This is a genomic window from Nocardia amamiensis (assembly GCF_015477605.1).
GTDB lineage: Bacteria > Actinomycetota > Actinomycetes > Mycobacteriales > Mycobacteriaceae > Nocardia > Nocardia amamiensis_A.
In genome coordinates this window covers 47,971-68,184 of sequence record NZ_JADLQX010000025.1, presented here as the reverse complement: position 1 = coordinate 68,184, position 20,214 = coordinate 47,971, and the positions used below count along the sequence as shown (strand labels likewise).

At 67.0% G+C, this 20,214-nt stretch carries 14 protein-coding genes; 1 reads left to right on the top strand and 13 read right to left on the bottom strand.

What is annotated here, in order from left to right:
* Positions 1–19: 19 nt before the first annotated feature.
* Genes IU459_RS27835 through IU459_RS27825 form a run of 3 tightly spaced genes read right to left on the bottom strand, consistent with a single transcriptional unit; the run spans position 20 to position 2,750 of the window.
* Positions 20–1,027: an Acg family FMN-binding oxidoreductase gene (locus IU459_RS27835; protein ID WP_195132546.1), complete on the bottom strand. Its 1,008-nt coding sequence runs from the start codon at positions 1,025–1,027 to the stop codon at positions 20–22.
* Complete coding sequence (locus IU459_RS27830) at positions 1,024–1,731, bottom strand: SRPBCC family protein (protein ID WP_195132545.1); 708 nt, start codon at positions 1,729–1,731, stop codon at positions 1,024–1,026. The genes IU459_RS27835 and IU459_RS27830 overlap by 4 nt, the downstream gene beginning before the upstream one ends.
* Positions 1,732–1,751: 20 nt before the next feature.
* Positions 1,752–2,750 carry an Acg family FMN-binding oxidoreductase gene (locus IU459_RS27825; protein WP_195132544.1) on the bottom strand — a complete coding sequence of 333 codons (999 nt, stop codon included), beginning with the start codon at positions 2,748–2,750 and terminating at the stop codon, positions 1,752–1,754.
* Between the two features lie 141 nt (positions 2,751–2,891).
* On the opposite strand from IU459_RS27825, the gene otsB reads away from it, so the two are divergent.
* The gene (otsB, locus tag IU459_RS27820; protein WP_324199055.1) at positions 2,892–6,872 is read left to right on the top strand and encodes a trehalose-phosphatase; all 3,981 of its coding nucleotides are present in this window, start codon (positions 2,892–2,894) and stop codon (positions 6,870–6,872) included.
* Positions 6,873–6,894: 22 nt separating this feature from the next.
* On the opposite strand, the gene IU459_RS27815 is transcribed toward otsB, so the two are convergent.
* From IU459_RS27815 to IU459_RS27770, 10 genes are all read right to left on the bottom strand, one after another.
* Positions 6,895–7,758: a universal stress protein gene (locus IU459_RS27815; RefSeq protein ID WP_195132543.1), complete on the bottom strand. Its 864-nt coding sequence runs from the start codon at positions 7,756–7,758 to the stop codon at positions 6,895–6,897.
* A 16-nt stretch (positions 7,759–7,774) separates the two neighbouring features.
* Positions 7,775–8,689, bottom strand: a complete 915-nt coding sequence (locus IU459_RS27810; protein WP_195132542.1) for a universal stress protein — start codon at positions 8,687–8,689, stop codon at positions 7,775–7,777.
* A 408-nt stretch (positions 8,690–9,097) separates the two neighbouring features.
* Positions 9,098–9,625, bottom strand: a complete 528-nt coding sequence (locus IU459_RS27805; protein WP_195132541.1) for a flavodoxin family protein — start codon at positions 9,623–9,625, stop codon at positions 9,098–9,100.
* A gap of 162 nt (positions 9,626–9,787) precedes the next feature.
* Positions 9,788–10,720, bottom strand: coding sequence for a universal stress protein (locus IU459_RS27800; protein WP_195132540.1), 933 nt, complete (start codon positions 10,718–10,720; stop codon positions 9,788–9,790).
* 271 nt (positions 10,721–10,991) lie between these two features.
* The gene (locus tag IU459_RS27795; RefSeq protein WP_195132539.1) at positions 10,992–12,596 is read right to left on the bottom strand and encodes an AMP-binding protein; all 1,605 of its coding nucleotides are present in this window, start codon (positions 12,594–12,596) and stop codon (positions 10,992–10,994) included.
* On the bottom strand, positions 12,593–13,954 hold the full coding sequence (locus tag IU459_RS27790) for a salicylate synthase (protein WP_195132538.1): 1,362 nt from the start codon (positions 13,952–13,954) through the stop codon (positions 12,593–12,595). Before IU459_RS27790 ends, IU459_RS27795 begins: the two co-directional genes overlap by 4 nt.
* Positions 13,954–15,018 carry an alpha/beta fold hydrolase gene (locus IU459_RS27785; protein ID WP_195132537.1) on the bottom strand — a complete coding sequence of 355 codons (1,065 nt, stop codon included), beginning with the start codon at positions 15,016–15,018 and terminating at the stop codon, positions 13,954–13,956. Before IU459_RS27785 ends, IU459_RS27790 begins: the two co-directional genes overlap by 1 nt.
* A complete protein-coding gene (locus IU459_RS27780) occupies positions 15,015–16,598 on the bottom strand; it encodes an NAD(P)/FAD-dependent oxidoreductase (RefSeq protein WP_195132536.1) in 1,584 nt (527 codons plus the stop codon). The genes IU459_RS27785 and IU459_RS27780 overlap by 4 nt, the downstream gene beginning before the upstream one ends.
* Before the next feature lie 4 nt (positions 16,599–16,602).
* Positions 16,603–18,387, bottom strand: coding sequence for an ABC transporter ATP-binding protein (locus IU459_RS27775; RefSeq protein ID WP_195132535.1), 1,785 nt, complete (start codon positions 18,385–18,387; stop codon positions 16,603–16,605).
* A complete protein-coding gene (locus IU459_RS27770) occupies positions 18,384–20,066 on the bottom strand; it encodes an ABC transporter ATP-binding protein (RefSeq protein ID WP_195132534.1) in 1,683 nt (560 codons plus the stop codon). The genes IU459_RS27775 and IU459_RS27770 overlap by 4 nt, the downstream gene beginning before the upstream one ends.
* Positions 20,067–20,214: the final 148 nt, after the last annotated feature.

The following is a 20,214-nucleotide window of genomic DNA, read 5'->3' as shown; positions in this document are numbered from 1 at the left end:
ACCGCACGGCCGATTAATATCAGTGGGATCCGATGACGGTGAAGATGTCCGTGAGCGGTCGGCGAGGGGTGGGCGGTATCAGCTCGCTGTCCTCGGGCGCGGTCCCGATCCGGATCACCACTTGCGGCGTGCCCAGGCGGGGGATCAGGTTCGTGAGCAGCTTCCGGCCGGTCGGGAGTTCGGTGATATGGGTCAGCGCGCAGGTCGCCAGCCCGGCCGCGGTGCATTCCAGCAGCACCGCCGACAGTGCTTCGCCGGTGCGCAACCACTGCATCACCGAGTCGCCATCGGTGCTGAGCACCACCAGTCGCGCCTGGTCTTCGAGGTGATCGCGCCGCATCGAGTGCGGGGCGGAGGGGAAAACGCGTCCAACGCCGACGCGCGCGAACTCCGCGTCCGACACCAGTGCGGACGGCGGCACGCCCTCGGGCGCATCAGAATGCCCTGCCCACCAATCTAATTCGGTTTGGTAGAACATGTCGTCGCGGCGCAGGGCTTCGGTCTGCTGCGACCCGGCGGCCAGGCGCGCACGGGCGCTCTCGTCGAGCACATCGAGCTCGACCCCGTGCGGAGAGCTGAGCATGCGCATCTGGGGCAAGATCTCGTCGAACCCGTCCGGGGCGACCATAGGCAGCCGGTCGGTGCGCCGACGTTCGATGGCGAGCGCACGAGCGTGGACACCATCAGGCGGGTCCGGCCACGGGCGGAACTCGATCGTCGCCAAATGATCGGACTGCTGCCGGTCCGGTAAGCGCATGGTGTCGGTGTGCCACCCCTGATGGGCGAAGGCGGTCCGCGCATGGTGCAGCATGGCCCCGCAGCTGATCACCAGCTGGCGGCCGCGGGGATCGGTCGAGGTCAACAGTCGATCGGTGTCGGTGTGCAGGCGCAGGCGATTGCCGTCCAGCACCCAGCGCCACGGCTGGGTGTTGTGCACTGAGGGTGCGCGTGTGGCCAGCCGCAGCGCCGCCAGTATCGTCGGACGCTCGGGTATCGGAACGGCGGGTGTGACGTCGCCGGAAGTCATATTTCGAGTGTTCTCGGCATGGGGACCGGCGGATATGGGCCTTCCGCCCGCGGGTCAGGGTCCTTGGTCCTCCGTCCGTCCGGTGTTCCTATACGCTCGGCGCGCCGCTTGATGCCCCGCAGCATCTTCCGTTCCATCAGCAGACTGCCCGGTTCCATCACCAGAAGGTTGACCAAACGTGCGAGTGTCGGCGCACCCGTCAGCGCGATGCGATTGCGACTGACCAGCCGGGTGGCCTTCCCCATCGGGTAGAGGCCGAAGGCCCATACCCATCGGCCGTCCTCGGAGGCGAATACCAGGGCACGCGCGGGCTCGAGGACCGCCACTCGCATGCGCGGGCCGGACTCGCCGAGCGGAAAAGTGTCGCCGATCGCGAGGTTCTGGAACTGCGGCAAGATCTCATTGGCGCTGTGCATCTGGAGTCCGAGCAGGTTCTCGATCCAGTCGTAGGTGTAAGCACCGCCGCGGCCGGGACCCAGCTGAACCAGCCAGGGCCAGATCGCGTCCGCCCCCGTCCCGATCGTGATGGCACGAGTCGCGACGGTGTCGGCGTCAACCAGCAGCTCATCACCGGGCATCACCCTCGCGATCTCCTCCGCCGAGGCACCCCAGGTCAACCACTTGGTGCGCCAGAAGCTTCGATAGGCCACTGCCAGACCGACCAGCGCCGAGGCGGTTGCTATGGCAAGCGTCGTGGTTCTCATGCGTCGAGTTGTCATCGGAGTCAGTTCGCTTTTCCGGCGGATTCGCTCATGTCGAGAATTTCGGCGAGTGGCAGGCGGGGCGTCGCTGGAGCGTTCTCTTCGCGTTGGGGCGCGATGCCGACCCGGATCAGGACCTGCGGCTGTCCGGAGTGGGCGGTCAGTTCCCGGACGACGGCGCGGCTGCGCGGTACCTCGGTCAGATGAGTCAGCGGGCACGTGGCGAACCCGGCGAGGGTGCATTCGAGCAGCACGGTGGACACCACCTCACCGCAGGGCACCAGATCTTCCGCGGCGTCGCTGTTACACGACAGCACCAGAATCACCGAGTGGTCTGCTGTGACCGCGCTGCGTCGAGGGTTGCCGGTGCTAGTGGGGAACTGGCGGCCCACGGAGACCCGCTGCCGTTCCTCCGGAGAAATCAGGGCTTCCCCGGGGACCCCCGCACTGGCGATGGTGTGGCCGGTCCACCACTGCAATTCGGCGTGGTATCCGGAGTCGTAGCGACGCAGGGACGCGGTCAACTCCGAGGCGCGGGCCAGCGCGGGCCGGCTGTCGTCCCGCAACACGTCCAGCGTGGCGTCGGCCCGATCGAAGGTGGTCCGCAGCACGGATTCGAAATCCGACCAGCCGGTGGGCGCGGCGAACGGCAGCCGGTCGGTGCGCCTGCGCAGTATGGCGTCGGCGCGGGCGCGGTCGCCGTCGGTCACGATCTCGGCTGGTTGGAACGTGATGGTGGCGAGGTGATGTCGCTGGTGCGGGTTGGGGAAGCGGGCCACGAAGATGCGCCAGCCGGCGGCGGCCATGGCTACCCGCAGATGGCCCAGAGCAATGCCACAGCTGATCAGCATCTGCCGACCGGCGGTATCCGTCGCCGGTAGCATGCGTTCGGGCACGGCGAACAGACGTAGCGCTCGGCCGTCGAACGTCCAGTGCCAGGGCTGGCTGTTGTGCAGCGACGGCGCCCGGCCGGCGAGCAGCACGGCTTTCTCGATGGTTTCAGCGGTGGGCAGCTCGGTCATATCATCGACGGTATGCGTCGCAGGCCGGTGGCGGAGGAGTCGTTGGTCCCCAGGTCTCGTGGCTGGTAGCCCCGCACGTCGGGCGGCTGTTGCGGACCTTTTCCCCTGGACAGGACGAATCGACCCATTCACGCTAGAGGAGTGGGAAACGGTGCACCAGCGGCGCCGCGGATCGATGCGCGCCGCCACGACGCGGTGATCTTCGATATGGATGGCGTGGTCACCGACAGCGCGTCGATTCACGCCGCGGCCTGGGCCGACCTGTTCGACGTCTTCCTCACGCAACGTCCCGCAAGTGCCGGACAAGACCGTTCACCGTTCACCGAATCCGACTACCTACGTTACGTGGATGGCAAACCACGCTATCGAGGTGTCGCGGACTTCCTCGCCGCGCGAGGCATCGCGCTGCCCTGGGGGAAATCCTCCGATCCGGAGACGGCAGAGACCGTGTGCGGGCTCGGCAACCGCAAGGATCGCCTGTTTCGGGAGCGGATCTCCCGCGACGGCGTGCGGGTGTTCGAATCGACCGTCACGCTCGTTCGGCGGCTGCATGCCGCGGGGATAGCCACCGGCGTGTTCTCCGCCAGTCGCAACTGCGCACAAGTGCTCGCGGCCGCCGGTATCGCCGACCTGTTCGCGGTTCGGGTAGATGGCATCGTCGCCGAGGAACTGGACCTCCCGGGCAAACCCGACCCGGCGATGCTGCTCGAGGCCACGCGCCGACTGGGCGCAGAACCCGGCCGCACGGTTGTGGTCGAGGACGCCGAGGCAGGTGTGGCGGCCGGGCGCAGTGGCGGCTTCGCACTGATCATCGGTGTCGACCGTGGCGCGCACGCGGACCGGTTACTGGCGCGGGGCGCCGACTCCGTCGTCGATGATCTCCAGCAGGTGCGATTACGCGGGGGCTTCCGGCGGATGTCCGAAATCCCGGATGCGGTCGAATGCTGGCCACGCGTGCGGGATCTCCTCGGCACCGAGAAGGCCGCCGTCCTACTGGATTTCGATGGCACCTCGGCCGAGATCGTCGCCGATCCGGACGACGCGAAACCGGTCGACGGAATGCCGGCGGTGCTGGGGAAACTGGCCGCGGAATGCCCCGTCGCGGTCGTCAGCGGACGCGATTTACGGGACCTGCGTGAGCGCGTGGGCGTCAGCGGGATCTGGTACGCGGGCAGCCACGGCTTCGAGCTGATGGGCCCGGACGGCACATGCCATGTCCACGACGCCGCGCCCGGCGCCGAACAGACGCTGGCCGATGCCGCCACCGAGCTTCGGCGACAGTTGCATGACATCGCCGGAGTTCTGGTGGAACACAAACGATTCGCGGTCGCGGTCCATCACCGCAACGTGGCGGCCGAGAACGTCGCAGGGGTCGTCGCGGCGGCGCACGAAGCCGGACATGCGGCCGGACTGCGCGTCACCCATGGTCGACGGGTCGTCGAATTGCGCCCTGATGTGGACTGGGACAAGGGCACTGCCCTGCGCTGGATCCTCGAGCACGTCACCGCGCCCGTGCTGCCGATCTACCTGGGCGACGATCTGACCGACGAGGACGCCTTCGACGCCGTCGCATCCGACGGACTGCCCATCGTGGTGCGCCACGACGAGACCGGCGACAGGTACACGGCCGCGCGATTCGCGGTCGCCGGACCCCGCCAAGTGCGCGACTTCCTCGGGCGGCTGGCCGAGCTCCTGCACACCGAAAAGGTCGCGGACCCTCCGGAATCGTGGACGCTCACCTTCGACGGCTACGACCCGCCGCAGGAAAAGCTCCGCGAGGCGCTCTGCACGGTGGGTAATGGCTACTTCGCTACCCGCGGCGCGGCGCCGGAATGCGGGGCCGGTGTTGTCCACTACCCGGGCACCTACATCGCCGGGGTGTACAACCGGCTCCGCGACCAGATCGCAGGGCGGCGTGTCGACAACGAGAGCCTGGTGAACCTGCCGAATTGGCTGCCGGTGACCTTCCGGATCGATGGCAGCGACTGGTTCGACATCGATACCGCCGATCTAGTGTGGTACAGGCAGCAATTGGATCTGCGCCGCGCCGAACTCGTGCGGCGGTTCCGTTTTCGCGACACCGCGGGGCGGATCACCACGGTGACCCAGCGCCGGTTCGTGGCGATGCACCGTCCGCATGTCGGCGCGCTTGCGACGACCATCACCGCCGAGAACTGGTCGGGTAACCTGCGGATCCGCTCGTCCGTCGACGGCTCCGTGCGCAATCGCCTGGTCGAGCGCTATCGGGACCTGTCGGAGAAGCATCTGACGACAGTGCGTGCCGAGCAATTGTCCGGTGATTCGGTCCTGCTCGTGGTGCGTACCAGCGAATCGGGAATTCCGGTCGCGGTGGCGACTCGCAGCACCCTTCGGCGCGGCGGACGATCCATCGGCGCGACAGGGGAACTGGTTCATCGAGACGGAGTCATCGGACACGACTTCTCCATCGATGTCGCCGAGGGCGACCCGCTTACGTTGGAGAAGATCGTCACCGTCTTCACCGGACGCGACCATGCGACAGCAGGGCCCGATGAAGAAGCGGTCCGCTGGCTCGACGCCACCGGGGATTACGCGGAGCTGTTCGCAGGGCACGTTGTTGCCTGGGAGCATCTGTGGGCACGGCTGCGGATCGACCTCGACGGCAGGGAACACGCGGTGCGGATAATGCGCCTGCATCTGCTGCACTTGACCCAGACTTTGTCGCCGAACACACCGGAACTCGATGTGGGCGTGCCGGCACGCGGGCTGCACGGCGAGGCGTATCGCGGTCATGTGTTCTGGGACGAATTGTTCGTCTTCCCCGTGCTCAATCCGCGCTTTCCAGCTCTGACCCGATCGCTGTTGCGCTACCGCTACCGCCGCCTTCCCGAGGCCCGCCAGGCGGCCGCCGAAGCTGGGCTGGCCGGGGCGATGTTCCCGTGGCAGTCCGGCAGCGACGGCCGCGAGGAGAGTCAGCGGCTGCATCTCAATCCCCTATCGGGGCATTGGAATCCGGATCCCAGCGGGCGCGCGCATCACATCGGACTGGCTATCGCCTATAACGTGTGGCAGTACTATCAGGCGACGGGCGACATGGAATTCCTCGTCGAGAACGGCGCCGAGTTGCTGGTAGAGATCGCGCGGTTCTGGTCGAGCCTGGCCGGCTACGACGCCGAGCGCGCCCGGTACACCATCCGTGGCGTGATCGGCCCCGACGAGTTCCATACCGGCTATCCGCAGGCGCCGGAAACGGGCATCGACAACAACGCCTACACCAACATCATGGTGGTCTGGGTACTCCTGCGAACGCTGGACGCTCTCGGTCTCCTCTCACCGCGCGCACGGTCGGAATTGCTGGAAGCCCTGTCCGTACACCCATCGGAGCTCCAGCGCTGGCAGGATGTCGCTCGCCGCATGTACGTGCCGTTCCACGACGGGGTAATCAGCCAGTTCGACGGCTACGACCAACTGGCCGAATTGGATTGGGATCGCTATCGGCAGCGCTACGGCAATATTCAGCGGCTCGACCGGATACTCGAGGCCGAGGGTGACAACGTCAACCGCTATCGGGCGGCCAAACAAGCCGATGTTCTGATGCTGTTCTATCTGCTGTCGGCCGACGAACTCCGAGAACTGCTGAGCCACCTCGGATACGAGTTCACCGGCGAGATGATCCCACGCACCATCGACTACTATCTGTCTCGCACCTCCCACGGTTCGACGCTCAGCGCGCTGGTGAATGCGTGGGTGCTCGCTCGCGCCAATCGCGACCGCGCCGTGGAATTCTTCGACCTGGTGCTCGAGTCGGATGTCGCGGACATCCAGGGCGGCACCACCGCGGAGGGAATTCATCTCGGAGCGATGGCCGGCAGTATCGACCTGCTGCAGCGGTGCTTCACCGGCCTGGAGATCCGCCACGACCGCCTGATCTTCTGCCCGTACTGGCCGAAAATGCTGGGCGCGCTGACATTTCCGATCATCTATCGCGGCCATCGGCTGACCGTGCACATCAGCGGGGACGCCGTCGAGGTCAGCTCGGATGCCGGGTCCGCACCGCCGATCGAGATCACCTGCCGAGAACGGAACGCACAGCTGGCGGCGGGGGAGACGATTCGGTTGGTGAACTCGGCATCCTCGGAATGACCCGAAGCACGGCAGGGAGGCGTCAGCTCGCCGCCCTGGCGATGATCACTGGAACGTTCGCCCCGTGCAGGACAGCCTGACTGACGGAACCGAGGGTCATCCCGGCGAAACCGCCACGCCCGTGGCTGCCGACCACGATCAACTGTGCGCTCTGGCCGACCTCGAGCAGAACCTTGGCGGCGCGATCCTCGACGACGACGCGACGGACCGGCACCTCCGGATACTTCTCGCCGTAGCCGGCCAGGCTCTGGGAGAGCAATTCCTCGGCTTCTTCCTGCATTTCGCTGCGCGAGGCATAGCGGAAGAACTCCGACCAGGTGTGCACCGCAACCAGTTCGGCGCCGCGGTGCGCGGCCTCGTCGAAGGCGATCTCGACAGCGTGAACGCTGCGCGGCGAGCCGTCGACGCCGACCACAACCGGCCCGCCGGAGTGGTCGGTCGTCTCGGGGATCACTGCGACCGGGCATCCGGCGTGCCGGGCCAGCGCCGTACTGACCGAGCCCAGGATCATGCGGCTGAAGGCGCCGAGCCCGTGGGTGCCGACGACGAGCAGGCGCGCGGATTCGGATCGGTCGCGCAGGACCGGGATCGGCGGCGCCTCGACGAGATCGGTCTCGAGGTCGAGCTCCCCGATCGGGGAGGTTGTCGCGACGGCCGTCTCGCGCGCCGTCTCGAGCGCCTTCCGTCCCTCCTGCCGGTAGCCGTCGTAGTCGACGTACTGAACGCTGAGCCCGGGGCCGAAGTCCATCGGTGCACCGATCGCGTAGACGATGTGCAGCGGTGCGTGACGGTGGGCTGCGTCGGTGGCGGCCCACCGTACGGCGGCGAGCGCGGACGACGAGCCGTCGACTCCGACGAGGACGGGGGGATTGTTGCTGGCAGACATGTGTTTTCGCTTTCTTCTAATTTTCGTGGGCGACCATGATTGGGCAATGAGCATGCTGGACAAGGAAATTGCTGGTGGAGCCGAGGAGCAGACCGCGGAAGCCGCCGCGTCCCCTGCTGCCGACGACGAGCAGCTGCGCGGACTTCGACCATGCGGTGAGCAGGATGCGTGGCGCGGTGACGGAGACCACGCGGGTTACCTGGACGTCGGGGTACTTCTCCTGCCAGCCCGCGAGCTGTTCGGCCAGCGCGCGCTGTGCGGCGGTTTCGAGTTCGCGGGCCGGGACAAGACTGGTCGTTCCGGGATCGGGATGGAAGGTCATGTCGCTCGCGGCGTGTACGGCGACGAGTGTGGTGTCGCGGATGCTCGCTTCGGCGAATGCCGCGGCGACTGCGGCCTGGGCAGCTCGGCTGCCGTCGACGCCGACCACGACCGGTCCGGTCCGGCGGATACGCTGCTCGCTGCCGGTATCCCGGACGACCACGATGTCGCCGTGTCCGTGCGCGGTCACCGCGAGCAGCGTCGAGCCGACGTGGGAGAGTTCCCCGCCCGGCCCGGCACCCAGCGCAACCAGGTGCGCGGCTTTGGATCGCTCGATGAGCACGGTGGCCGGATGCGCGGGCGAAAGCTCGGTTTCGACGCGCAGCTCGGGGTCGACGCGGCGGGCCGATCGGGCCGCGGCCGCCAGGCGTGCGGCGCCTTCTTCCCGCAGCGTCTGTGCAACCGCGGGGACCACCAAGTCGTACATGCCGAAAATGGCCTGGGTTGCCGCGAGGTCCAAGCCGTGCACGATGCATAGCCGACGGCCGCGCCGCGAGGCGGTCTCAGCGGCCCACTGGACGGCAAGATCGGAGGCTTCGGAACCGTCGATGCCGACAACCACTGCCGCAGACGCCAGGTCGTGCGGGTTGTCGGTGAGCGAGGTGGACATGTACGGCGTCCTTTCGGAGAACGATACTCGAAGGTTAGGAATCGCACCTGGCCGGACACGCCTGTCCTTGGTCCCCAATCAGGAGGCCCTTCGGCTGCACCTCCAGGAGCCGACGGACGCGCCGACCGCCGCACAGGAAGGAAAGTGGGAGCTTCGCGAGGTCCCGGGATGGAGGGCCAGTCGGACCCACTTTGGTGCTGGTGGTGCTCTCCTCGCGCGAGCTTTCTGATGACACTCGCCAGCTCGGTGATCGAACGCATCGCCGGCGACCGTGGCCGAGGCGTCGACACGACGATCACCGGTATCCAGGCCACGGACACGCTGTACACCGTAGTGAGCGTGGCGCCGACGCTCACCGACACGTGTAATTCCGCCTATGCGGAGCCTGGATTCGCCGTAGACCGCCGGTCACGTTCGGTGCATGATGCGGTCGAGTTCGGTATGAGCGAGCCGGGCGGCCCAGACGCGGGCGCGTTCCAGCTCACCCGCGCTGAGTGGGCCGGTCGTGTCTTCGACCAGGAAGTCCACTGGCTCGTCGGCGAGGGAATAACCCAAGCGGCGCAGCCGTTTTCCGATGCCGCGTGCGGCCGATCCCGGCAGCCATGGAGGTTTGGCTATCTTGGTGCCGAATGCAGCAGCGCGGTGGCCCGGCGGTGCCGGCACCGCCGCGTCGAGCCATTCGCGGACGCCGATGTCGGTCGCGATGGGGGCGTCGGTTTGCCTGGCGGCGTCGCGGCGAGTTTGCGGGCGGCTGAGCCCGAACGCGTGGGTGGGTCCGCCGACCACGAGCAAGCTGACCGCCGGAGCGGGACACTCACCGGCTGCGGCCACGTTCAGCACTTCTACGTCGGCGTGCTCGCGTAATCCTTGTGCGATGGCTTCCGCGATAGCAGCGGTGTTGCCGAACATCGACTCGTAGACAACTCGTGCGCGCATGACCTTCTCCTCGGCGCGGTGCGATGCGGAACTCGGGAGAATCACAACGCTACGGCGGCGGGACACGAGCGCACAGGGCCGAACCGACGCTGACCATGGGACCTTCGCCCCGTCACTGTGGTTTCCATTGCCGGACGGAGGCTGCTCGGATAGGCGAGGCTCTCACTGCCGACAGGGAGCGATGAGCACTGGGATGCGGCTGCCTTGCAGTACTGCCTGGCTGACGGAGCCGAGCGCGGCGCCGGCAACTCCGCCTCGCCCACGGCTACCGAGTACGACCAGCTGCGCGTGCCGGGACGCCTCGAGCAACCGCTGCGCCGGGCTGCCTTCGACGACGACTCGATCCACGCAGACACCCGGATACTTGTCGGTGAAGCCCGACAGGCTTTCGCCGAGCAACACCTCGGCTCGCTCCTGCGCTGTGCTGGGTGCACCGTTTCGATCGGACCACGTGGTCACGGCCACGAGCCCCACTTGCCGGCTCGCCGCTTCGTCGAAAGCAAGTCCCACCGCACGAGCGCTACAGCGCGATCCATCTACTCCGACCAGGACCGGCAGATGTGACGAAGGCGGCGCTGTTTCCGCGACAGCCGGGATAACGGCCACTGGGCAATCGGCGTGTTTCATCAGACCGACGCCAACCGACCCGAACAACGCACGCTCCAACGGATCCAACCCGCGAGCACCGATAACGAGCAACTGGGCCGCCGCTGATCGTGCGGTCAAAGCCGCGACCGGCGATGGTAAATCGAGGAAGGTCTGAACGTCGACATCCCTGGGCAAGTGACCCGACTGACGCACGATGCTTCGTCCGTAGTCGAGCGCGGACTCACCGATCTTCCGGTATGCGCTGATATCGAACAACAGCGAGCCGATCAACGGCATGGCATGGCCGGGGACACCGATGGCGTGCACAAGATGCAGCGGCGCATCGCGGCGGGCAGCCATCGCCGCGGCCCAGCGAATGGCAGCAAGCGACGCTTCCGAGCCGTCGACACCGACGACAATGGGACGACGCACAGGCAGAATTATCGCCTTTCGGATCGAGAGGTGGGGTAAGCAGCCCCACGAGTCGCGCCCTCGTATCCGTCGCATTGGCCGGACACCGCTGTGACCTTAGCAATCAGCACAGCTGCTACGTCATATCGTGATCCGGTCATCGCGGTTACCTGCCAAAGGGCTCACCGGCGGCGTTGTCCGGTCCGGAGCCTAGTCGTGCCCGGATGCAGTGTCGCGGGGACTTCGTCCCTGGTGTGTCCAGAAGCGATCGCCCCGGCCCAGGACGTCCAGTACGACACGGGTCCGCTCGGTAGCGGAACGGCGGATCGGCTGAATCTGCGTGCCTTGTGTTCGCGTCGGCAGATGATCAGTGCTGTATGCGCAGTGCTTTTCTGTCGATCTTCCCGACGGCGGTGACAGGCAGGCTGGTGACCTTGCGGATCATGTCAGGGAGTTTGAAGGAGGCCAGTCCGCGATCGATGAGGAACCCTCGCAGGTCGGCGAGGGTGGGCGTCTCGCCGTCGACGACCACGACAGCGCAGACCTTCTCCCCCTGACCGTGCGGCACTCCGACCGCCGCGGCGTGCCGGATACCGGGATAGGCGAGCAGATGCTCCTCGAGCTCCGCACATGAGATGTTCTCCCCGCCGCGACTGATGACGTCCTTGATCCGGCCGCAGACCACCAAGTGTCCACTGGGCAATCGGCGGACCAGGTCGCCGCTGCGGTAGTAGCCGTCGGGGGTGAAGGCGTTTGAATTGTGCTGCGGTGCGCGGTAGTAGCCGCGGATCGTGTAGGGGCCGCGGGTGAGCAATTCGCCCTGTTCACCGGGTGCGACGTCGTTGCCGTCGGCGTCGACCACGCGAATCTCGTCGGCCGGCGAGAGTGGGCGGCCCTGTGTGGTGGACACGATTTCGTCGTCGTCATCGAGCCGGGTGAAATTGAGGAGGCCCTCGGCCATCCCGAAGACCTGCTGAAGTTGAGCACCCAGTGCGGGCCTGATCGCGCGGGCGTTCGTCTCCGCCAGCTTGGCCCCGCCGACCTGAAGCAGTCGCAGCGACGAAAGATCGGCGTTCTCCCATTCGGTCGCCGCGCACCACAGCTGCGCCAGCTGCGGCACCACCGCGGTCAGCGTCACACGGTGGCGTTCGATGGCGGAGAAGGCGGCGTCGGGACTGGCCGCGGCGGTGAAGGCGATAGAACCGCCGGTCGCGATGGTGCCGAGAATGCCCGGACACGCGAGCGGGAAGTTGTGCGCTACTGGAAGAGTCGCCAGATAGACATCGTCGGGGCCGCAGCCACAGACCTCGGCACTTGCACGCGCGTTGTAGGAATAGTCCTCGTGGGTGCGGGGGATCAGTTTGGGCAATCCGGTGGTGCCGCCGGACACCAGAAGTAGCGCAAGCTCGCCCGGATTCGGCTCGGGCAGCGAATTGCCTTCGCACGGAACCGAACTCAGTGCGCGAAATGGTCCCGGATCTCCGAGGACGAGGACCTGGCGGACCGAGGGCACCGCGTCGACAACCTCGGTCGCAAGCTCCCGGTAGTCGAAGTCACGGATACGATCGGCCGTGATGTAGGCGGTGGCACCGGAAAGCTCTGCGAAATGCATGATTTCGGTGCGTCGATGGGCGGGCAAGGTGAGGACCGGGATCGCACCCGCACGTAACAGTCCGAACAGCACCACCACGAATTCCGCGACATTCGGCAACTGAACCACGACGCGGTCGCCGGGCGCGACGCCCGATGCCAGCAGCCCGTGGGCCATTCGGTCGGCATCGGTGTCGAGCTCACGGTAGGTCCGTACCCCGTCACCGGTGTGCAGGACCGGGCGGCCCGGCCAGCGCGATGCGGCGCCACGCAGCAGTCCGCCCAGCGAAGTGCGTGTCCAGTACCCGGCGGCTCGATAAGATTCGGCGAGGTGGTCGGGTATCCGGTCGAACCCATCGCCAACGCCGGGCATGGCTGTCATATTCGTTGCCTCTCTATCGTTTCGGTGCTAAACGGATGCGCGGCGGGCACCAGATACGGTGCGACGCTGCCGAATTTCTCGCAGGTCTCCTCGTGCTCACGGGCCGGAGTGGAGGCGGACACCACCCCGGCGCCTGCGCGGAGCCAGGCCCGTCCGGCGCGCTGGTAGACCGCCCGCAGCACCAGTGCCGCATCCAGTTCGCCATCGTGGTCGGCGATCAGGACCGCGCCGCCGTAGAGCCCGCGCGGGCGGGATTCGAGTTCGCCGATCACCTGGCAGGCCGCCGCTTTCGGCAGCCCCGATGCGGTGATGGCAGGGAAGACCGCACCGAGGGCATCCCAGCGCGAATGCGGGGGAGCCAGCCTGGTTTCGACCCGTGATCCCAGATGCTGCACGCTGTGGCGCGCCTTGACCTCGAGGAATTCGCTGACCCGGGTTGCGCCGGCACGTCCGATCGTCGTCAGCTCCTCGACTGCGAGGCGCACCGAGATGGCGTGCTCGAAAACCTCTTTCGGATCGGTGAGCAGTTTCGCACGCAGTGTCCGGTCGACCTCGGCGTCGCCGGTCCGTGCGCGGGTGCCCGCCAGCGGTTGTGTCGCCGCGATTCCGTCGGTGTCCACCTCCAGGACTGTTTCCGGGCTGAAACCCGCAACCTGCCACCCGCCGAGGTCGACCAGGAAGGATCGCGCCGGTGTGTTGGCCCGCCGCCCCGTGACGTATGTCGCGGGCATGTCCACCGGGAAAGGGATGTCGACGACACGCGACAGAATGACCTTCTGTAGTGCGTGCGTCCGGATGCGGTCGACCGCCGTACCTACCGCGCGCAGAAACTGTGGGTCGGTCTCGGCGATGTGGACAGGTCGGGGGCGGGTACCAGGCAGGTCCGCCGCGAGGTGTTTCAGGTCTGCCACGAGTTGCGGCAGATCGTCGGCGGACTCGCAGGTGCGGATCAGCACAGCGTCCTCGCCGATGTCGAACTCGATGGCCGGAATCATCATATGTGCCAGCACGTCGTGCGGTGCCGCGGCCGGATGCGCCAGCTCGAAACAGGCCCATCCGTAGGCACGCCAGCCGGGCACCGGCGTGTGCTCGAGCGCGGCCCCGACCTGTGGCCACGGGGTGCCGCTCCATGCCTGGGTGGACCCTTCACCGAGGGTGGAACGAACATGGTTCCGGTCGACGGTGACCGATCCGATCGGATTGGCGCCGAGGTGGATTCGTCCCTCGCGTTCGTAGGCGACGTAGCCGGACAATCGCCCGGACCCGGCCAGTGCGGCGGTCACCGAGACCGGGTCGAACTGCCCACGCACGATGGTCTCGTAATAGTCCCGGCGGCGGAGGGTTGTCTTCTCGGACATCACCGGCCGGCCTCGGTGGTGTGGGGATGTCCCGTGCCCAGGTGGCGGACCAGAAACGACAGGATCGTCTGCGCGGTGGCCGGAGCGGTGTATTCGAGTGCGAGATTGTGTCCGCTGTGGGGCACTACTTCGGCCTCGACGGCCGCCATGGGCCCGAAGACGGCGTGTCCGGACGCGGCGAGCGCAGCCGACGACGAGCAGTCCGAGGCAAGGAATCCGCAGGAGAACGGGTCGTCTGCTCCGTTCACGGTGAGGACGGGGATGTCGACGGCGCGCAGCGCCTCTGACACGGTCCCCGGCGTGACGGTCGCCAGCATGGGCATGGCGGTGGTGTCCTTACTCTTCTCATCAGCGGCGATGACCTGTGGATCGGTGTCGGCCGGGTGGTAGAACATCGCGCGTGATCCGGCTCTGGTGGTCACGTATCCGAGATCGAGGCCGGAGTCGCTGAATCGCGGATCGAGCACGGCGGGAACGAGATTCGGCGCTAGGCGAGTGAGGATGTCGTCGACATTGAACATGGGGGTGAACGCCGTGGAGACCAGGGCGTCGACGTCGTGATAGTGGGCAGCTTCGAGCAGGCCAACCAGCGAACCGCTGCTGTGACCGACGATCGCGACGGTATCGAACCGAACCCCGCCGAGGCTGCCGTCTCGCAGGGCGGACACTAGCTGATGGACCGCGGCTGCTTGGTCCCCGTAACCGAGGGCGGTACTCGGCGGGTGGGAGGAGGTGCCGGAGCCGAGCAGATCTATCCGCAACGTCGCGAACCCGGCGGTCTCCGCGGCGTGCGCATACGAATATGTCGGCCATAGGTAGGGGAAGTCCCAGTAGCTGCGGTTGGTGGTATAGCCGTGCAGCAGGATCTGCACCGCATGAGCGCCCGGCGGGGAACACAGCGTACCCGCGATGGTTCGGTCCGAATCGGGAAGTGCCGCAGTCACCTCATGACAAGTGCTCGGTCGAAGTCCGGGAACCGGATTCGCGACCGCCGCGGGGGCGGCGACCATGATCGCCACCGCCGCGGCGGTCGTATCGAGAATCGACCGAGAGGCGGGGATCACGCGAACGACTCTCTGATGCGCTGCGGCGCTTCGGTGCGTGACCAGTGCATGATCCGCATGGCGCGGTCGGAATTCATATCGAAGAACTTGGCCTCGCGATCGAGGTGCGGCATGTAGTCGGGCCAGAACCGCTCGCGGTGCAGGTAGTCGATCAGTTTGTCGGCCGCGGCGGCTGGGGCCAGTTCGCCGCGCTCGACGGCCTGGCACGTGGTGCGCGCGGTAGCCAGCAGCTCGCGTAGCGCGACGGACAGTGCCGTATCGGCGGTTTCACGTGCTCGGAACAGTTGATCGTCGCGGGAGGTCAGATACTTGCCCAGCGTGTGCTCTTGAGTGGCGGCGAAATAGAAGCTGAAGGTGTCCCAGACCCTGATCATCGCGTCCCACAAGGTGTAGTCGCGGAAAGCGACATACGAGGAATAGACGAGGTCGTCGTTCATGTCGAACATGCGCTGTTGGATGTCGTCGACGTAGGCGAAGCGCTCGAGCGACCAGTCGCCGTCGGATGCGGCGTCAATGAGCCGCCAGGCCAGCGCGTTGACGATTTCGAAGGTGTTCGCCAGCCCCCGGGAGAACAGCGCGTCGATGGTTCCGGCGGCGGCCGCGGTCAGGCAGAAGCGGTCGCCGACGGTACGCGACACCGAGTGCTGCAGACGACCCGTGCTGACCCAGGGGCGAACCGTGCGGGCGTCGGTGAACTGTTCGGCGATGGCGGGGAAGCGGCGCAGGAAGTCGTCGAATTCTTTCTCGGGTGCGTCACGCCGGTCCGGATCGGTGCCGTCGGTGAGGGTCAGCCCGACGCTGCACAGCGGGTTCATGGACGCGTCGTGGTTGTCGAAGGGAATGACCCACAGCCAGCCGCCGTCGAAGACGTGGTGCAGGGTGCCGTCATGCCATCGGGTCGGCTGCCCGTATCGGACCGAGCTGACCGCGTCGAAGGGTTTCACGCCGACCATGTGGGTGAACAGGGACCGTGAGTGAGTCCGCGCGCGGGTGGGTTGTTCGCGTAGTTCGTATCGTTCCGAGACCGGTGAGCGAAATCCGCTGGCGTCGACGAGATATTCGGCGCGGAACCGTTGCCCGGACGTCGACGTCAGCGTGACGCCCTGTTCGGGGTCGATGTCGATGGCGTCGATGCGAGTGTTGAGCCGGTGGTCGGCGCCGTATTTCACCGCCAGATCGAAGACGTAGGCGTCGATGTCCTGGCGGAACCAGTGCGCCTCGGTGCGGTACCAGATCGGGAGCACCACCTGATTGGCCTGATCCGGGTCCTGCGGCCGGTCCGTCCGGTGGTAGACGAAGCCGAAATTCTGTTTCTGGCCGCACATCACGCTGACCCGGTCGGTGGTGTCCTTGAAATTCGACAGCGGCGCCAGTTCGGGGACGTCGTAGCGCTCGGCGAGGATGTTCATGGTGTTGGTGGCGTAGGGAATGGTGGATTCCCCGACCACGAACCGGGGATGCACTCCGGCGTCGATCAGCAGCACTTTGACGTTGTGGCGGGCCAGGATGGCTCCGAGGGTGCTTCCGGCGATGCCCGCTCCGAGAATTGCGACATCATAGGACGGTTCGGTATGCGTCATCGGGTCAGGACTCCTGCTCTGCCATCAGTCGGGCAACGTCGGTCGGTCGGATAGTCGTGCTGACCGCCGGGGGTGGAGGGGACGGTGTCAACCGCCAGGTCTGGGCGTGTTCGCGGTCGCGCCAGAACTGCGCATACCGGCCACCGGCGGCGAGCAGCTCGGCGTGGCGGCCGGATTCGGTGATGGTGCCGTCGGCGAGGAACAACACCTGGTCGGCACGGACGAGGGTGGCGGGACGGTGCGCGATGACCAGCACGGTCCGTTCGGCGGCCAGGGCCAGCAGTCCGTCGCGAATCGCGGCTTCGTTCTCGGGGTCCAGCGCCGAGGTCGGTTCGTCGGCGAGCACGATCGGCGCATCCTTGAGCATCGCTCGGGCGATCGACACCCGCTGGCGTTCCCCGCCGGACAGAATGGTGCCGCCTTCGCCGACCCGGGTGTTCCAGCCGTGCGGTAGCCGGGCGACGATCTCGTCCACGCGGGCAGCCGCCGCGGCGGCACGCATCTGTTCGTCGTCGGCATCGGGGCGAGCGAGACGGATATTGTCGGCGATCGTGCCGTCGAACAGGTACACGTCCTGAAATACCAGCGACAGCATCGACATCAGGACTTCGTTCGGCAGGTCACGCACGTCGCACCCACCCACCTGCACCGATCCGGAATCGGTGTCGAAGAACCGTGCGATCAGCCGGGTCACCGTCGTCTTGCCGGCCCCCGAGGGTCCCGCGAGGGCGGTGAGCGTTCCGGCGGGAAGGGTGAACGACACACCGTCGAGCACAGGCGCGGACTCGTCGTAACCGAAGACCACGTTGTCGAATCGCACCTCCGGACCGGCCGGGACCGCGGGCGCGGCGGGTTCGGGCAGCGGCGGGGTGCCGAGGACGTCCTGGATGCGCCGCAGGTGATTGCGCGCCACCTCGACCGCGCCGCCCAGTTCGGCGGCGGCGATCATCGGTTCGACGAACCGCACCGCCAGGACCAGCATCGCCAGCAACGTGGGGATGTCGAGGGAGCCGCCGACAGCCAGGTAGGTGCCGTACCACAGCACCAGCGTGAACACCGCCTGCACAACCACGGTGAAGCCGACCAGGCCCGGCACGGCCGCGCCGATCAGACGACGCCCGGCGTCGCGCTGCGCCACGAGCGCATCGTCGAGGGCACCGTAACCGCGGGCGATCTGGCCGCACGCGCGCAGGACCCGTTGCGCCTGCGCGTATTCCACGACCCGGGTGCCCGCCGCGGCGGTGGCGGTGTGCGCGCCCTCGTCGGCTCGGGACACCAGGCGGCCGGTCCACCAGAACGCCAGCGCGATCAGCGGTGTCGTCACCACCACAGCGGAGGCGATCCGCCAGTCGAAGGCGAACATCAGCACCACCACCGTGGCGGGCGTGACCACCGAGGCGACGATCGGCCGGACCAGATTGGCCACCGCATTGGCGACCTGAACGACCCCGGTACCCGCCAGTGTACCGACGTCACCGACACGGCCGGGACCGAACCAGCCCAGCGGCAGGGTAGCGAGGTGATCACCGAGACGTTCGTAGAGCGTTCGCAGCACGGTGCCGGCGAGTTCGTGCCCGGCCCGGGCGGTGCGCAGGAACAGCGTTCCGTAGACGACGGCCGCGGCTGCGAGCGCGGCCAGCCATGGCAGGCAACGGCCGGGGTCGGGACCCAGCAGATTCCGCAACACCGGCACCAACAAGGCGAAGACGACGCCTTGTGCGACAGCGGTCAGCACGGTGGCGGTGAGTGCCGCGCGCAGATCGGTGATTCTCGCGAGCATCCGGATCATGCGTTCGCTCCCTTCCAAGTGGCCCACATCTGCGCGTAGCGGCCGCCACGCTCCAACAGTTCGGCGTGCGTTCCGCGTTCGGCGATCGCGCCGCGGTGCAGCACCACGATCTGATCTGCGTCCACAACGGTGCTCAACCGGTGCGCGACCACCAGCACGGTGCGCTTACCTACCAGACGTGACAGTCCCTGCTGGACAGCGGTTTCCGATTCGGGATCGACCGATGCCGTCGCTTCGTCGAGCACCAGCACGGGTGCGTCGGCGAGCACGGCGCGTGCGATGGACACCCGCTGCGCCTCGCCACCGGACAGCGCCGCGTCCACGGTGTCGTACCCGCGGGGAAGTGTGCGGATCCGGTCGTCGATCGCTGCGGCGCGAGCCGCCGCGGCGATCTCCTCGGTCGAAGCGTCCGGACGCGGCAAGGCGATGTTGTCGCGCACACTCATGCGCAGCAGCCGGACGTCTTGGAAGACGAAACCGATACTCCGGTAGAGACTTTCTTGGGAAAGCTCGCGAATATCGGTGCCGTCAAGCGTGATTCGTCCCTCCATGGGGTCTTGGAAGCGGGGGACGAGTGAGGCCAGTGTGGACTTTCCGGAACCGGATTCGCCGACGATCGCGGTGACGGTGCCGGGCCGCAACTCCAGGTTGATTCCGGTCAGCACATCGGTTTCCCCGTCGTAGCTGAACCGGACGTTGTCGAATCGGATCACCGGGGACGCACCCGCCGCGGCGGTGCCGTACTCGATAGTCGGTGTGGCCAGCAATTGCCGGATGGCCTCGGCGGCGTGCATGCCCGCCTGTACCGCCTGACCACTCTGGCTGAGTGCCTGAATCGGCGCCGACAGCGCCAATCCCAGCAGTGCGAACGGCAGCAGATCGACCGCGTCGAGATGACCCGTGGTCACCAGTGCGGCCCCGCCGACCAGAATGACCACCAGCATGCACACCGGCGACAAAGCGAGTTCCGCGGCCGCCGACACCGTACTGACCCGCTGCATCCAGCCGACGAAGAAATCGCAGAACTCCGTGGTCGCGCGGCGATAGCGGTCGTGTGCGCGACCGGTCTGGCCGAAAGTCTTGACCACCGCGATGCCCTGCACGAACTCGACGGCGCCCTTGCTGATCCCCGCCGAGGCTTCGTTGTAGGCGCGCATACCCTCCCCGAAACCGGCCATCGCGCGGCGGTACAGCTCGATTCCGACCACGATCGGAATCAGCGTGATCAACGCCATCCGCCAGTCGACCCAGAACAGATACACCAGACAGACAACCGGGACCGTGACCGCATTGACGATCTCGAGCGCCGAGTGCGCGATCAAGTGATGCAGTGCGGTGACGTCCTCGCCGACCGCTTTCCGCAGGGCACCCGCGTCGCGACTGTCGAACCAGCCCAGACGGACCCCGCCGACGTGCCTGGCGATCGCGCGCCTGATGGACAGCTGAATGTCGTTGTCGGCGTAGTGGGTCAGCGACGCGGCCAACAGCGACAACGCCAGCCGGACCGCCAGCGCGGCAGCAGCGACCAGCACCGCAGGCCAGGCGTCGGCACCGGAGAGCAGCCACCGTCCCAGTTCCGCGACCGCCGCGAAGGGCACCACACCCGCCGCCGCGGCGAGTACCTGGCATCCGATCGCCACCGCGATCCGGGTGCGCCCCGGACGTATCAGTCCAAGCATCGTGTACCTCCCACTGGCACGGCGACTACCGCCCGGACGATCCGGTCGGGGCCGACGCCGTCGCGTTCGCCACGAGCACCCCTCTTGAGATTGGTAATGAAAATCATTGTGGATTACGTTAGCCTGTCTCGGCACGACTTTCCAGCGA

Bases quoted from the DNA above. Each gene is read 5' to 3' on its own strand.
- IU459_RS27810 (WP_195132542.1), bottom strand. From the start codon at position 8,689: ATGTCCACCTCGCTCACCGACAACCCGCACGACCTGGCGTCTGCGGCA.
- IU459_RS27825 (WP_195132544.1), bottom strand. From the start codon at position 2,750: ATGACCGAGCTGCCCACCGCTGAAACCATCGAGAAAGCCGTGCTGCTC.
- IU459_RS27790 (WP_195132538.1), bottom strand. From the start codon at position 13,954: ATGTCCGAGAAGACAACCCTCCGCCGCCGGGACTATTACGAGACCATC.
- IU459_RS27780 (WP_195132536.1), bottom strand. From the start codon at position 16,598: ATGACGCATACCGAACCGTCCTATGATGTCGCAATTCTCGGAGCGGGC.
- IU459_RS27795 (WP_195132539.1), bottom strand. From the start codon at position 12,596: ATGACAGCCATGCCCGGCGTTGGCGATGGGTTCGACCGGATACCCGAC.
- IU459_RS27775 (WP_195132535.1), bottom strand. From the start codon at position 18,387: ATGATCCGGATGCTCGCGAGAATCACCGATCTGCGCGCGGCACTCACC.
- IU459_RS27800 (WP_195132540.1), bottom strand. From the start codon at position 10,720: ATGCGACGGATACGAGGGCGCGACTCGTGGGGCTGCTTACCCCACCTC.
- IU459_RS27770 (WP_195132534.1), bottom strand. From the start codon at position 20,066: ATGCTTGGACTGATACGTCCGGGGCGCACCCGGATCGCGGTGGCGATC.
- IU459_RS27830 (WP_195132545.1), bottom strand. From the start codon at position 1,731: ATGAGAACCACGACGCTTGCCATAGCAACCGCCTCGGCGCTGGTCGGT.
- IU459_RS27815 (WP_195132543.1), bottom strand. From the start codon at position 7,758: ATGTCTGCCAGCAACAATCCCCCCGTCCTCGTCGGAGTCGACGGCTCG.
- IU459_RS27835 (WP_195132546.1), bottom strand. From the start codon at position 1,027: ATGACTTCCGGCGACGTCACACCCGCCGTTCCGATACCCGAGCGTCCG.
- IU459_RS27805 (WP_195132541.1), bottom strand. From the start codon at position 9,625: ATGCGCGCACGAGTTGTCTACGAGTCGATGTTCGGCAACACCGCTGCT.